This is a genomic window from Pseudomonas sp. YuFO20 (assembly GCF_035064975.1).
Classification (GTDB): Bacteria; Pseudomonadota; Gammaproteobacteria; order Pseudomonadales; family Pseudomonadaceae; genus Aquipseudomonas; species Aquipseudomonas putida_AE.
Genome location: NZ_JAXDEO010000018.1, coordinates 21676 through 34512 on the forward strand (window position 1 = coordinate 21676; position 12837 = coordinate 34512).

Annotated in this window: 14 protein-coding genes and 1 other RNA gene; 5 read left to right on the plus strand and 10 right to left on the minus strand. The window is 59.1% G+C overall.

What is annotated here, in order from left to right; genetic code table 11:
• Nucleotides 1-123: 123 nt before the first annotated feature.
• Both rnpB and rsmI read right to left on the minus strand, forming a co-directional pair.
• Nucleotides 124-477, minus strand: an RNA gene (gene rnpB / locus SOP85_RS12055) — RNase P RNA component class A.
• A 75-nt stretch (nt 478-552) separates the two neighbouring features.
• A complete protein-coding gene (rsmI, locus tag SOP85_RS12060; protein ID WP_274643041.1) occupies nt 553-1425 on the minus strand; it encodes a 16S rRNA (cytidine(1402)-2'-O)-methyltransferase in 873 nt (290 codons plus the stop codon).
• 208 nt (nt 1426-1633) lie between these two features.
• Here rsmI and SOP85_RS12065 point away from each other — a divergent pair, with 208 nt between their 5' ends.
• The 4 genes from SOP85_RS12065 to SOP85_RS12080 all read left to right on the plus strand — a co-directional run bounded on the left by SOP85_RS12065 (nt 1634) and on the right by SOP85_RS12080 (nt 5080).
• The gene (locus tag SOP85_RS12065) at nt 1634-3445 is read left to right on the plus strand and encodes a penicillin-binding protein activator (protein WP_323627054.1); all 1812 of its coding nucleotides are present in this window, start codon (nt 1634-1636) and stop codon (nt 3443-3445) included.
• On the plus strand, nt 3445-3807 hold the full coding sequence (locus SOP85_RS12070; protein ID WP_323627088.1) for a YraN family protein: 363 nt from the start codon (nt 3445-3447) through the stop codon (nt 3805-3807). The genes SOP85_RS12065 and SOP85_RS12070 overlap by 1 nt, the downstream gene beginning before the upstream one ends.
• 104 nt (nt 3808-3911) lie before the next feature.
• Nucleotides 3912-4505, plus strand: coding sequence for a phosphoheptose isomerase (locus SOP85_RS12075; protein ID WP_007972584.1), 594 nt, complete (start codon nt 3912-3914; stop codon nt 4503-4505).
• Complete coding sequence (locus SOP85_RS12080; RefSeq protein ID WP_323627055.1) at nt 4502-5080, plus strand: BON domain-containing protein; 579 nt, start codon at nt 4502-4504, stop codon at nt 5078-5080. Before SOP85_RS12075 ends, SOP85_RS12080 begins: the two co-directional genes overlap by 4 nt.
• Before the next feature lie 165 nt (nt 5081-5245).
• On the opposite strand, the gene SOP85_RS12085 is transcribed toward SOP85_RS12080, so the two are convergent.
• From SOP85_RS12085 to rplM, 7 genes are all read right to left on the minus strand, one after another.
• Nucleotides 5246-5659, minus strand: coding sequence for a ClpXP protease specificity-enhancing factor (locus tag SOP85_RS12085; RefSeq protein ID WP_046819002.1), 414 nt, complete (start codon nt 5657-5659; stop codon nt 5246-5248).
• A gap of 16 nt (nt 5660-5675) precedes the next feature.
• Nucleotides 5676-6293, minus strand: coding sequence for a glutathione S-transferase N-terminal domain-containing protein (locus SOP85_RS12090; protein ID WP_007972581.1), 618 nt, complete (start codon nt 6291-6293; stop codon nt 5676-5678).
• A 150-nt stretch (nt 6294-6443) separates the two neighbouring features.
• Complete coding sequence (locus SOP85_RS12095) at nt 6444-7226, minus strand: cytochrome c1 (RefSeq protein WP_323627056.1); 783 nt, start codon at nt 7224-7226, stop codon at nt 6444-6446.
• Nucleotides 7226-8437, minus strand: coding sequence for a cytochrome b (locus tag SOP85_RS12100; protein ID WP_008060256.1), 1212 nt, complete (start codon nt 8435-8437; stop codon nt 7226-7228). The genes SOP85_RS12095 and SOP85_RS12100 overlap by 1 nt, the downstream gene beginning before the upstream one ends.
• The gene (petA, locus tag SOP85_RS12105) at nt 8437-9030 is read right to left on the minus strand and encodes a ubiquinol-cytochrome c reductase iron-sulfur subunit (protein ID WP_274074201.1); all 594 of its coding nucleotides are present in this window, start codon (nt 9028-9030) and stop codon (nt 8437-8439) included. The genes SOP85_RS12100 and petA overlap by 1 nt, the downstream gene beginning before the upstream one ends.
• A gap of 269 nt (nt 9031-9299) precedes the next feature.
• A complete protein-coding gene (rpsI, locus tag SOP85_RS12110) occupies nt 9300-9692 on the minus strand; it encodes a 30S ribosomal protein S9 (RefSeq protein WP_003228056.1) in 393 nt (130 codons plus the stop codon).
• A gap of 14 nt (nt 9693-9706) precedes the next feature.
• The gene (gene rplM / locus SOP85_RS12115) at nt 9707-10135 is read right to left on the minus strand and encodes a 50S ribosomal protein L13 (RefSeq protein WP_003228062.1); all 429 of its coding nucleotides are present in this window, start codon (nt 10133-10135) and stop codon (nt 9707-9709) included.
• A gap of 246 nt (nt 10136-10381) precedes the next feature.
• Here rplM and SOP85_RS12120 point away from each other — a divergent pair, with 246 nt between their 5' ends.
• A complete protein-coding gene (locus SOP85_RS12120; protein ID WP_323627057.1) occupies nt 10382-11422 on the plus strand; it encodes an NADP(H)-dependent aldo-keto reductase in 1041 nt (346 codons plus the stop codon).
• A gap of 103 nt (nt 11423-11525) precedes the next feature.
• Here the strand turns inward: SOP85_RS12120 and SOP85_RS12130 are convergent, their stop codons facing one another.
• Nucleotides 11526-12662 carry an acyl-CoA dehydrogenase family protein gene (locus SOP85_RS12130; protein WP_274074199.1) on the minus strand — a complete coding sequence of 379 codons (1137 nt, stop codon included), beginning with the start codon at nt 12660-12662 and terminating at the stop codon, nt 11526-11528.
• Between the last annotated feature and the right edge of the window lie 175 nt (nt 12663-12837).

Below are 12837 nucleotides of genomic sequence, written 5' to 3' on the forward strand. Positions count from 1 at the left end.
GTGATTTATTAAGAGTAAGATTTTTTTGATATTACGAAAGTGATAATGAGGACGAATGTGAAAGGAGGGAAATTGCCATCATCGGACCCCTGCTCAATGATTTAAGCAGAGGGGAGAAAAAAGGTGGAGAGTCGATCTGTAAGCCGGGTTCTGTCTTGAACAGTCATTCGTCTACGATGGCCATCACTGGACATCTTTAGCAACCTACCCGGTCCCAGCGCGGGCCACGCCTTGGGACCCTATTTGGTCTTGCTCCAAGTGGGGTTTACCTAGCCACGAACTGTTGCCAGACGTGCGGTGCGCTCTTACCGCACCTTTTCACCCTTACCGGCGCCGAAGCGCTTAGGCGGTTATTTTCTGTGGCACTTTCCGTAGGCTCACGCCTCCCAGGCATTACCTGGCACTTCGCCCTATGGAGCCCGGACTTTCCTCCCCCCCCTAATTTTCATAGAGGGCAGCGACTGTCCGATCGACTCTCCGCCGCGAAGGTTACCGGCAGAGCGCCCGAAGAACAAGCGTTAAGCGCCGTTGCGCACGCCGGTGCGTCGGGTTTTACTCGCCCTTCTGTTTATCCAGCGCAATCTGATACAGCACATTCTTGCGTTCGCCGGTAATTTGCGCCGCCAACGCCGCGGCACGCTTGAGCGGCATTTCTTCGAGCAACAGATCGAGGATACGCATCGCTTCACTGCTGACCGCGCCCTCCTCCTCGGGGGCCGTCCAACCCGCCACCAACACCACGCACTCGCCGCGCTGTTGATTACTGTCCGACTCGACGAACTCGCGCAACTCGGCCAGCGGCAAGCCCTTGAGCGTTTCGAACGTCTTGGTCAGCTCCCGCGCCAGCAACGCCGGGCGCTCGGCACCGAACACCAGCTCCATGTCCTGCAGGCATTCGAGGATACGGTGCGGCGCCTCGTAGAAAATCAGCGTACGCGGCTCTTCCTTGACGAGTTCAAGACGCGCGCGTCGCCCCACCGCCTTGGCCGGCAGGAAGCCTTCGAAGATGAAACGGTCCGACGGCAAACCCGCCGCCGACAGGGCCGCAATCAACGCACAGGCCCCCGGCACAGGCACAACATTGATGCCCGCCGCACGCGCCTGGCGGACCAGGTGATAACCCGGATCGGAGATCAGCGGCGTACCGGCATCGGAAATCAACGCGACATCGTCACCCGCGAGCAGGCGGGTGATAAAGCGGCTACCTTCATCGCGCTCGTTGTGTTCATGACAGGCAGCCAGGGGCGTGGGAATGCCGAAATGCTGCATCAGGCGCTGGGAGTGGCGGGTGTCTTCAGCGGCAATCAAGGCCACCTCACGCAATATTTTCAGCGCCCGGGCACTGATATCGTCCAGGTTGCCGATGGGCGTCGCCACCACATAAAGCGAGCCAGCAGCGGAATTCAAAGCACCTGGAGCAGTCAAAGCGCACACCTCATGATCGATAAAACGGCCATTGTAGCGCGTAGCGACGTTCGCGATACGGGCAAGCAACACCCGCTTTTGCAGGCTTTTGTAGCGCACGGCAACATTTACACCAGCTAAATTGATCGTTTCTTACCAGCAACATCGCGCCCCGGCCAGTGCTTGGGTACAATTCCACGCTAATTTGATCGAGTATCAGGAACACTACATGATCGCTTGCCTGCGGCTGTTCTCTGCCCTATGCCTCGCTGCCTTGCTGGCGGCTTGCGCCAGCTCGCCCTCCTCCAGCCTTGGCGAACTTCCACGGACCCCGGATGCCAGCATCGAGCAACTGCTCGAAAAGGCCGCCCAAAGCAAAACGCCGGAAGACGCGGCACTGCTACGCCTGAGCGCAGCCGACCTGGCCTATCATCAGGGCAATGCCGGCCAGTCCGCGCAGATCCTGCAACAGGTCCCCGTTGAAACACTCAAGCCAGGCCAACAGATCTTCGCCAACACCCTGGCGGCTGAACTGGCCATGACCCGCAACCAGCCGAAAGCCGCGCTGACCGCCTTGAGCCACCCGAGCTTCCAGCGCCTGGGCGAAATGCCGGAAGAGCAACAGGTCCGCACCGGCACCGTTCGCGCCCGCGCCCTTGAAGCCGATGGCCAGACCCTGGCCGCGGCAAAGGAACGCATTTTTATCGCACCGATGCTGAGCGGTGAAGCGGCGAGCAAAAACCACGAGGCCATCTGGACCCTGATCGCTTCGCTGCCGACCGAGCAATTGCAGCCGACCACCGACGACGATCTTGGCGGCTGGATGGCCCTGGCACTGGCGGTAAAAACCGCTGGCACTCTTGAACAGCAGCAGGCGGCCATCGACAACTGGCGCGCCCAGAACCCGAAACACCCGGCCGCCCGCCAGCTGCCACTGCCATTGACCAACCTCAAGGAGCTAGCCAGTCAGCCCTTGGGTAAAATCGCCCTGTTGCTGCCGCAGGACGGCCAGCTGGCTTCAGTCGGCAAAGCATTGCGCGAAGGCTTCATGGCCGCCCACTACCAGGCACAACAGTCCGGACAGAAACCGCCGGCCATCGAGTTCTACGACAGCTCGCGCCTGACCTCGCTCGACGAGTTCTATCGCAAGGCCCAGGCCGATGGCGTGCAACTGGTGGTAGGCCCGCTGGAAAAACCACTGGTCAAACAGCTCAGCGCCCGCCCGCAACTGCCGATCACCACACTGGCCCTGAACTACAGCGAAGGTGCTCAAGGTCCGGCCCAGCTGTTCCAGTTTGGCCTGGCCGCTGAAGACGAAGCCCGCGAAGTCTCCCGCCGCGCTCGCGCCGACGGCCTGCACCGCGCCGCCATCATGGTGCCGAAAGGCGAATGGGGCGACCGCGTACTCAAGGCGTTCAGCCAGGACTGGCAAGCCAATGGCGGCAGCATCGTCGCCACCGAGCGTGTCGACCAGCCGGTGCAACTGGCCCAGCAGATCGCCGACATGTTCCAGCTGCGCCAGAGCGAAGGTCGCGCCAAGAGCCTGCAAAGCACCGTTGGCTCGCAGGTAGCCGCCCAGCCGTCGCGTCGCCAGGACATCGAGTTCATTTTCCTCGCTGCCACGCCGCAACAGGCCCAGCAGATCAAGCCGACCCTGAACTTCCAGTACGCCGGTGACGTTCCGGTCTACGCCACGTCCCACGTCTTCAGCGCCAGCGGCGACGTCAACCAGTACAACGACATGAATGGCGTGCGCTTCTGCGAAACCCCATGGCTGCTGGACGCCAACGATCCGTTGCGCCGCCAGGTCACCGCGCAATGGCCTCAAGCGGGCGGCAGCCTGGGCCGTTTGTACGCCATGGGCGTGGACGCCTACAGCCTGGCACCCCGCCTGGGCCAGCTCAAGGCCCTGCCGGACAGCCGTATCGAAGGTCAATCGGGCAGCCTGAGCATGACCCAGAACCAGCGCGTAGTGCGCGAGCTGCCGTGGGCGCAGTTCGTCAATGGTCAGGTTCAGCGCTTGCCGAACACCCCACGCTGATGCCTCAAAGGTCACGCCAGCAATGCGGTAAAGATGCCGAGCGCCATGCGCTCGAGCATCTTCAGCGACAAGGCCTGCAGCTACTGGCGCAGAACTGGTTGTGTAAACGCGGCGAGCTTGATCTGGTCATGCTGGAGGGCGATACAGTAGTATTCGTTGAAGTTCGCTACAGAAAAAACACTCAATGGGGTGGCGCGCTCGATAGCATCGATGAGCGCAAACGGCAAAAACTGATTTTTGCCGCGCAGTATTTTCTTCAGCGTGAGTCGCGCTGGGCCAACGCCCCTTGCCGCTTCGACGTGGTTGCGATCGACAGCGACCTCGATCAGTTGAACTGGTTGCAAAATGCCTTCGACAGCTGATTGCCTACGCCCCGAACCGGACACCACCACTCAACAATTTTGCTCTTTGCTTTGCGGGCTGCACATTCACGTGCCGGACAGCCGCGCTCATTAAGGTCACACAGATGGACATGCAATCCCGAATTCGCCAGCTTTTTCAGGCCAGTATCGACACCAAGCAACAGGCGATGGAAGTACTTGCACCGCACATCGAGCAAGCCAGCCAGGTGATGGTCAACGCCTTGCTCAACGAGGGCAAGATGCTTTCCTGCGGCAACGGCGGCTCTGCCGGTGACGCACAGCACTTCTCGTCCGAGCTGCTCAACCGCTTCGAACGTGAACGCCCGAGCCTGCCAGCCATTGCGCTGACCACCGACAGCTCGACGATCACCTCGATCGCCAACGACTACAGCTACAACGAAATCTTCTCCAAACAGATCCGCGCACTCGGCCAGCCGGGCGACGTACTGCTGGCGATTTCCACCAGCGGCAACTCGGCCAACATAATTCAAGCGATCCAGGCCGCACATGATCGCGAAATGATTGTCGTAGCATTGACCGGTCGCGATGGCGGCGGCATGGCGTCGCTGCTTTTGCCCGAGGACGTCGAGATTCGCGTTCCGGCCAACGTCACCGCACGTATCCAGGAAGTCCACCTGCTGGCGATCCATTGCCTTTGCGATTTGATCGACAGCCAACTGTTCGGGAGTGAAGAATGACCCCTAATCGCCTCGGCCTACTGGCCCTGACCCTATACCTCGGCATCAGCGGCTGCACCTCGGTGGTCAATGCCAGCCGTGAAGCACCGATTGAAGATGACCGTGGCACCCGCACTTTCGGCAGCAAGATCGACGACTCATTGATCGACACCAAGGTCGGCGTGAACATCGCCAAGGCCGATCCGGCCCTGGACAACGACTCGCACATCGTCGTCACCAGCTTCAACGGCGTCGTACTGCTCGCCGGGCAAACCCCGCGTGCGGACCTCAAGGCCAAGGCCGAACAGGCTGCTGCCGCTGTTCAGCGGGTCAAGACGGTGCATAACGAACTGCAGGTGCTGCCACCTTCCGGCTTCCTTGCCCGCCAGAACGACACCTGGCTGACCTCCAAGATCAAGACCCAGATGCTCACCGACCCGAACATCCCCGGCTCGCGCATCAAGGTGGTGACCGAGAACGGCATCGTTTACCTGCTGGGGTTGTTGACCAAGCAGGAAGCAGCCCAGGCGACCAACCTGGTGCAGGGGGTTTCCGGGGTGCAGAAGATTGTGAAGCTGTTTGAGTACATCGACTGATATTTGTTTGTCGGGGATGGCGACGCTGGAACGCCATCGACCTGTAGGAGCCGGCTTGCCGGCGAAGGCGTCATTGAACATTGCGCTGGTCTTTCGACCGCTTTCGCCGGCAAGCCGGCTCCTACAGTGAAATAAAAAGGGCGATCCTTGCGGATCGCCCTTTTTTTATTTCACCACCTTCAAGCTCGGTCGACCGCTTGGCCGCGGCGGCTCGCTGTCCGGAGGCGGGATATCGTCATCCGGCTCGATCTCTTCCTCGTCCTCCAGGGGCGACTCCAGATCGAACACCATGCCCTGACCATTCTCCCGGGCGTAGATGCCCAAGATCGATGCGATAGGCACGTACAGGGTATGCGGTACCCCACCGAAGCGGCCTTCGAAGCTCACCGCCTCGTTGTCCATGTGCAAATGACGCACGGCCTGGGGCGATACGTTCAGGACGATCTGGCCATCACTGGCAAAACCTTGCGGCACCTGCACCGAGGGATACTCGGAATTGACCAGCATGTGCGGGGTGCAATCGTTATCAACAATCCACTCGTAGAGCGCACGGACCAGATAAGGTCGACTGGAGTTCATAGCGGCTCCTTAAGCCTTAGCGCATGTCGCGTTCGACACCAGACAGACTCGCCTGGAAAGCCTCACGCGCAAACTGGCGCTCCATGTAATCAAGCAGCGGCTTGGCTGGCCGCGGCAGTTCTATACCCAGAATCGGCAATCGCCAGAGTATTGGCAATAGGCAGCAATCCACCAGGCTTTGTTCCTCACTGAGGAAAAATGGCTTGTCGGCAAACAGCGGCGACACGCCTGTCAGGCTTTCACGCAGCTCTTTACGCGCGACGGCGCGCGCTGCTTCCTTGGTCCGCGAATCCAGGATCAGATCCACCAGACCACACCAGTCACGCTGAATACGATGAATCAGCAAACGACTGTTGGCACGCGCCACCGGATAGACCGGCAACAGCGGCGGATGTGGGTAACGCTCATCCAGATATTCCATCACCACCGTAGACTCCCACAACGCCAGGTCACGATCGACCAGCGTCGGCAAGCTGCCGTAAGGGTTCACTTCGATCAGTTTAGGCGGCTGGCGACCAGCCTCAACGTAAATGATCTCAGCGCTGACACCCTTCTCTGCCAGTACGATTCGCACCCGGTGGGAATAGTGGTCGGCGGGGTCGGAGTAACAGGCCAACCGATTGGTCACGCCCATGGCGATCCTCCTCGCTTGTTGAAATTATCGGAAGCGGAAAAACGAGCGCGCCCAGAGGGCGCCTCCCGTAACGCCTGGTTCACCAGGCTCGTTACACCTTCAGAGGCGCCCTTGGGCGCGCGCGATTAACAGCAATTGCTTGAAGCTTTATCAGTGCACATCTTTCCAGTATTCGCGCTTGAGCAGATAAGCGAATACGAAGAAGAACGCCAGGTACAGCAATACGTACGTACCGATGCGCTGATGTTGCAACTTAACCGGGTTAGCCGAGTAAGCCAGGAAGGTTACCAGATTCTTGACCTTCTCATCGAACTGCTCTTCGGTCAGGGCGCCACTCTTCGGCACGATGGTCAGCTGATCGCACGCTTCATGGGTCAGCGGCGTACCGGTCAGCGGATCATATTGCTTCTTGCCGTCCTCGACGATCTGCACCTGCTTGCAACCGACGACCTGACGACCCTGCAGGCCGACCAGTACGTTAGGCATGCCCACGTTCGGGAAGACCTTGTTGTTCACACCCCAAGGGCGCGACGGGTCTTCATAGAACGACTTCAGGTAACCGTAGAGCCAATCGGTGCCACGAACACGAGCGACCAGAGTCAGGTCGGGCGGCGCCGCACCGAACCAGGTCTTGGCGTCAGCCGGCTGCATGCCGATGTTCATGTGATCGCCAATCTTGGCGCCGGTGAACACCAGCTTGTCGAGCATCAACTCGTGCGGAATGCCAAGGTCATCAGCAACACGCTCGTAACGCTGGAACTTGGCGCTGTGGCAGCCCATGCAATAGTTGGCGAACGTACGCGCGCCATCCTGCATCGCCGCCTTGTCAGCCACGTCGATGTCGACTTTTTCCAGCTCGGGACCGCCGTGTGGCGCCGCGAAGGACAACGCCGGCAGGGCAGCAAGCATCAATACAGCAAATAGTTTTTTCATCAGCCAGTCACCCTTTCCGGAACCGGTTTGGTCTTCTCGAGCCTGGTGTAGAACGGCATCAGAATGAAGTAGGCAAAGTACAGGAAGGTACATACCTGCGACAGCAGCGTACGGCCCGGAGTCGGCGCCAGAACACCCAGCACGCCCAGGATCACGAACGAAATGCAGAATACCCAGAGCCAGATCTTGCTCATCCAGCCCTTGTAGCGCATCGACTTGACCGGGCTACGGTCCAGCCACGGCAGGACGAACAGCACGGCGATGGCCGCACCCATGGCGATTACACCCAGGAGCTTGTCCGGAACCGCACGCAAGATCGCGTAGAAGGGCGTGAAGTACCAGACCGGAGCGATGTGCTCTGGGGTCTTGAACGCGTTCGCCACTTCGAAGTTCGGCTTCTCGAGGAAGTAGCCGCCCATTTCCGGGAAGAAGAACACGATCGAGCAGAAGATGAACAGGAACACCACCACGCCGACGATATCTTTCACGGTGTAGTAAGGGTGGAACGCGATACCGTCCAGCGGCACGCCGTTTTCATCCTTGTATTTCTTGATGTCGACGCCGTCCGGGTTGTTCGAACCGACTTCGTGCAAGGCCAGGACGTGCAGCACCACCAGGCCGAGAATCACGATCGGCAAGGCCACCACGTGCAGGGCGAAGAAGCGGTTCAGGGTGATCCCGGAAATCAGGTAGTCACCACGGATCCACTGGGTCAGGTCGTTGCCGATGACCGGGATCGCACCGAACAGCGAGATGATCACCTGGGCGCCCCAGTAGGACATCTGGCCCCAAGGCAGCAGGTAGCCCATGAAGGCCTCGGCCATCAGCGCCAGGTAGATCAGCATGCCGAACACCCACACCAGCTCGCGCGGCTTCTGGTACGAACCGTAGAGCAAGCCACGGAACATGTGCAGATAGACCACGATGAAGAACGCCGAAGCGCCGGTGGAGTGCAGCAGGCGCAGGATCGAGCCGTACTCGACGTCGCGCATGATGTACTCGACGGAAGCAAAGGCCTCTTCCGCCGAAGGGGTGTAGCTCATGGTCAGCCAGACACCGGTAACGATCTGGTTGACCAGGACGAGCAGCGCCAGGGAGCCAAAGAAATAGAAGAAGTTGAAGTTTTTCGGAGCGTAATACTTGCTGAGATGGTCTTCCCACATCTTGGTAGCGGGAAAGCGCGCATCAACCCAATCCATGAACTTGCTCATCACGCTTTCTCCGTATCGACGCCAACGACGATGATGTCATCGGTCTCATAGGAATGCGGGGGAACTGGCAGGTTCAAAGGCGCAGGTTGCGACTTGTAGACGCGGCCAGCCAGGTCGTAGTGGGAGCCGTGGCAAGGACAGAAATAGCCACCTACCCAGTCCTTGCCCAAGTCGGCGGGAGCGACTTCGGGACGGAAGGTCGGCGAGCACCCCAGGTGCGTGCAGATACCGATCAGCAGCAGGACCTCAGGCTTGATCGAACGGGTTTCCGGATCAACATAGGTTGGTTGAGTCGAGTTCTTGGAGGTCGGGTCAGACAACTGGCCCTCGATCTTCTTCAGATTCCCCAGGATTTCCGGCGTACGGCGGACGATGAATACCGGCTGGCCGCGCCACTCAGCAATCATCTGCTGGCCTGGCTCGATCTTGCTGACATTCACTTTCACCGGTGCACCTGCGGCTTTCGCCTTGGCACTGGGAAACCATGACCCCACGAACGGGACCGCAGCCCCCACCGCTCCTGCAGCACCCACCACGGATGTGGCTGCTACCAAGAAGCGACGCCGGCCTGCATTCACGCCGTCATTGCTCATTCAGTCCTCTCCCATCAGCTTTGTGGCCTGTTAAATCAGGCATCTACTAAGTAAAACTCTGTACTTATAAAAATTTTGCCGAATGGTAATGAAAAGCCCCAATTCTGACAAGGTAATTACCCCGGGGCACCACTGCCAAGCCTTGGAGTATAGGGGCTCTGCTGATGTGGCAAGTTGTCACAGCGCAATTCTTTGAGAAAATCACAGGCACAAAAAAACGCCCAGCTCCGTGAGGAAACTGGGCGTTCTTTTTTGAACGTGGAAGCGAATTAACGCTTCGAGTACTGCGGACGCTTACGCGCTTTACGCAGACCAACTTTCTTACGTTCAACTTCACGTGCATCGCGGGTTACGAAGCCGGCTTTACGCAGAGCGCTGCGCAGAGTTTCGTCGTAGTCCATCAGAGCGCGGGTGATGCCGTGGCGGATTGCGCCAGCTTGACCACTCACACCACCGCCGATCACGGTGACGTAGATGTCGAACTTCTCGACAGTCTCAGTCAATTCCAGCGGCTGACGAACTACCATGCGGGCAGTTTCGCGGCCGAAGAAATTATCCAGCGAACGGTTGTTGATGGAGATGTTACCAGTACCCGGACGCAGGAAAACGCGTGCGGTTGCGGTCTTGCGACGGCCAGTGCCGTAATTTTGAGTCGCCGACATAATGAACTATTCCGTTAAATCTTCAGTTCTTGGGGCTGCTGAGCAGTATGAGGGTGTGCAGCGCCCGCATAGACTTTCAGCTTACGGTACATGTCGCGACCCAGCGGGTTCTTAGGCAGCATGCCTTTGACCGCGGTCTCGATCACGCGCTCAGGGGCCTTGGCGATCAGCTTTTCAAAGTTGATCGACTTGATGCCGCCCGGGAAACCGGAGTGGGAGTAGTACATTTTGTCAGTGGTTTTAGCGCCGGTAACACGGATCTGCTCGGCGTTGATTACGACGATGTAGTCGCCGGTGTCAACGTGAGGAGTGTACTCAGGCTTGTGCTTGCCACGCAGACGGCTCGCGATTTCGGTGGCCAGACGACCCAGGGTCTGACCAGCAGCGTCGACGACAAACCAGTCGCGCTTTACTGTTTCCGGTTTAGCAGTAAAAGTTTTCATTCTTTATAGCCTCAGGGGCCGCCCTGTAAATTAGACGGCGGATCTTACTGAATAGTGCGTACTTTGACAAGTCAAAGGCAGCCGGATACAGACGCTTTCGGGGGCTCGGGTCGGCGCGTCCGTTCAACGGCAAGATTCTTCGGCGGCGGCGCATCACTTCCACTGCAGAAAGAGGTGCGCAATTATGCAGATTGCGAAAAATAATTCAACCTGCTTTTATGATTGTTTTGCCCAGGGGAGCACCCGATGGACTATCGCCAGCTAGGCCGAACCAACCTGAACGTGAGCGCAATCTGCCTCGGCACCATGACCTGGGGCGAGCAAAACAGCGAGGCAGACGCCTTCGCCCAAATCGAGCGAGCCAAGGACGCCGGGATCAACTTCATCGATACCGCCGAAATGTACCCGGTGCCGCCCAAGGCCGAAACCTATGCCACCACCGAGCGCTACATCGGCAATTACTTCAAAAGTCGCGGTGACCGTGCCGACTGGATCCTCGCCAGCAAGATCGCCGGCCCGGGCAACACCATCGACTACATCCGCGACAAGAACCTGCGACACAATCGCCAGCACATCACCGAGGCCGTGGATGCCAGCCTCCAGCGCCTGCAGACCGACTACATTGACCTGTACCAGCTGCACTGGCCGGAGCGCAGCACCAATTTCTTCGGGCAGTTGGGCTACAAGCACCAGACCGAAGCCAACCTGACGCCCCTGGAGGACACCCTCGAGGCGCTGGACGAACAGGTCCGGGCCGGCAAGATCCGCCACATCGGCCTGTCCAACGAAACGCCGTGGGGCACCATGCGGTTCCTGGCCCTGGCCGAGCAACGCGGCTGGCCGCGCGCGGTGTCGATCCAGAACCCCTACAACCTGCTCAACCGCAGCTTCGAGGTCGGCCTGGCGGAAATCGCCATCCGCGAACAGTGCGGCCTGCTCGCCTATTCGCCGCTGGCGTTCGGTTTCCTGTCAGGCAAGTACGAAGGTGGGGCGCGCCCGCCAAAAGGCCGTCTGAGCCTCTACAGCCGCTTCAGCCGCTATTTCAACCCACAGTCGGAAGCGGCCTGCAGCCGTTACGTCGCTCTGGCCCGTGAGCACGGCCTGGACCCGGCGCAAATGGCCCTGGCATTTGTGACGCAACAGCCGTTCGTGACCAGCAACATTATCGGCGCCACGACACTGGAGCAACTGGACAGCAACATTGCCAGTTTTGATCTGAAGTTGTCGGAGGAAGTACTGGAAGGGATCGAGGCGATCCACAAGGATCACCCGAATCCTGCGCCATAACCCGCACCTGTAGGAGCGAGCTTGCTCGCGAAAAACCTGAGCACACCGCAGGGTGTCAGGCTTTCAGCGTTATCGTTGACGCCCATCGCGAGCAAGCTCGCTCCTACAATGACCTGGCAATTATCTCCTTCATGATTTCATTGGTCCCCGCATAAATCCGCTGCACCCGCGCATCCGCCCACGCCCGGGCGATCGGGTACTCCCACATGAAACCGTAGCCGCCATGCAACTGCACGCACTCGTCGAGCACCTTGCATTGCAGGTCCGTGCCCCAATACTTGGCCATCGCAGCCGTCGGCACATCGAGCTTGCCTTGCAGGTGCAACTCCAGGCAGCGGTCGACAAAGACCCGGCCGATCTGGATCTCGGTCGCCATCTCGGCGAGCTTGAACCGGGTGTTCTGGAAGTCGGCAATCGCCTTGCCGAACGCCTTGCGCTCGCGGGTGTAGTCCAGTGTCCATTGCAACGCCGCCTCGGCTGAAGCCAGGCCGCCGATGGCGACGGTGAGGCGCTCCTGCGGCAACTCCTGCATCAAATACGCGAAGCCCATCCCGGCCTGACCCAGCAGGTTTTCCTTGGGCACCCGCACATCCTGGAAGAACAGCTCAGAGGTGTCCTGGGCTTTCATGCCGACCTTTTCCAGACGCTTGCCCTTGTCGAAGCCCGGCGTATCGGCCTCCACCAGGAACAGGCTGGTGCCTTTCGCCCCCGCCTTCGGATCGGTCTTGGCGACGACGATCACCAGGTCGGCGAGGAAGCCGTTGGTGATGAAGGTCTTCGAGCCGTTGATTACGTACTCGTCGCCATCGAGCACGGCGGTGGTCTTCACCCCTTGCAGGTCGGAACCGGCGCCGGGCTCGGTCATGGCGATGGCACTGACCATCTCGCCAGACACCAGTTTCGGCAGGTATTTGTGTTTCAGCGTTTCACTGCCGTAATGCAGGATGTAGGGCGCAACGATGTCCGAATGCAGGGAGAAACCGATACCGGTCAGCCCCAGGCGCCCCACCTCTTCGATGACCACCGCGCTGTACAGGAAGTCTGCCCCCAGCCCGCCGTACTGCTCCGGCAGATGCGAGCACAACATCCCCGCCTCCCCTGCCTTGTTCCAGAGTTGACGATCGATATAGCCCTGTTTTTCCCATTGCCCGTGGTACGGCACTGCTTCTTTTTCGAGGAACGTTCGCACACTGTCGCGAAAAAGTTCGTGCTCGGAACTGAACAAGGTTCTGGGAATCATGCGGCACCCTTTTCTTTGTTGTTAGAAGGATTGGACCTTCAGAGACTATGCCTCGTGTCCGATACAGGACACTGGACACATCCGACAAAAAATAAGACGATCCAGCCGTCTGGTGACCACTTTCCCCTATAAGAATAAAGTTGAATTATGTCTAACCAAGCCTCCACGCCTCTAC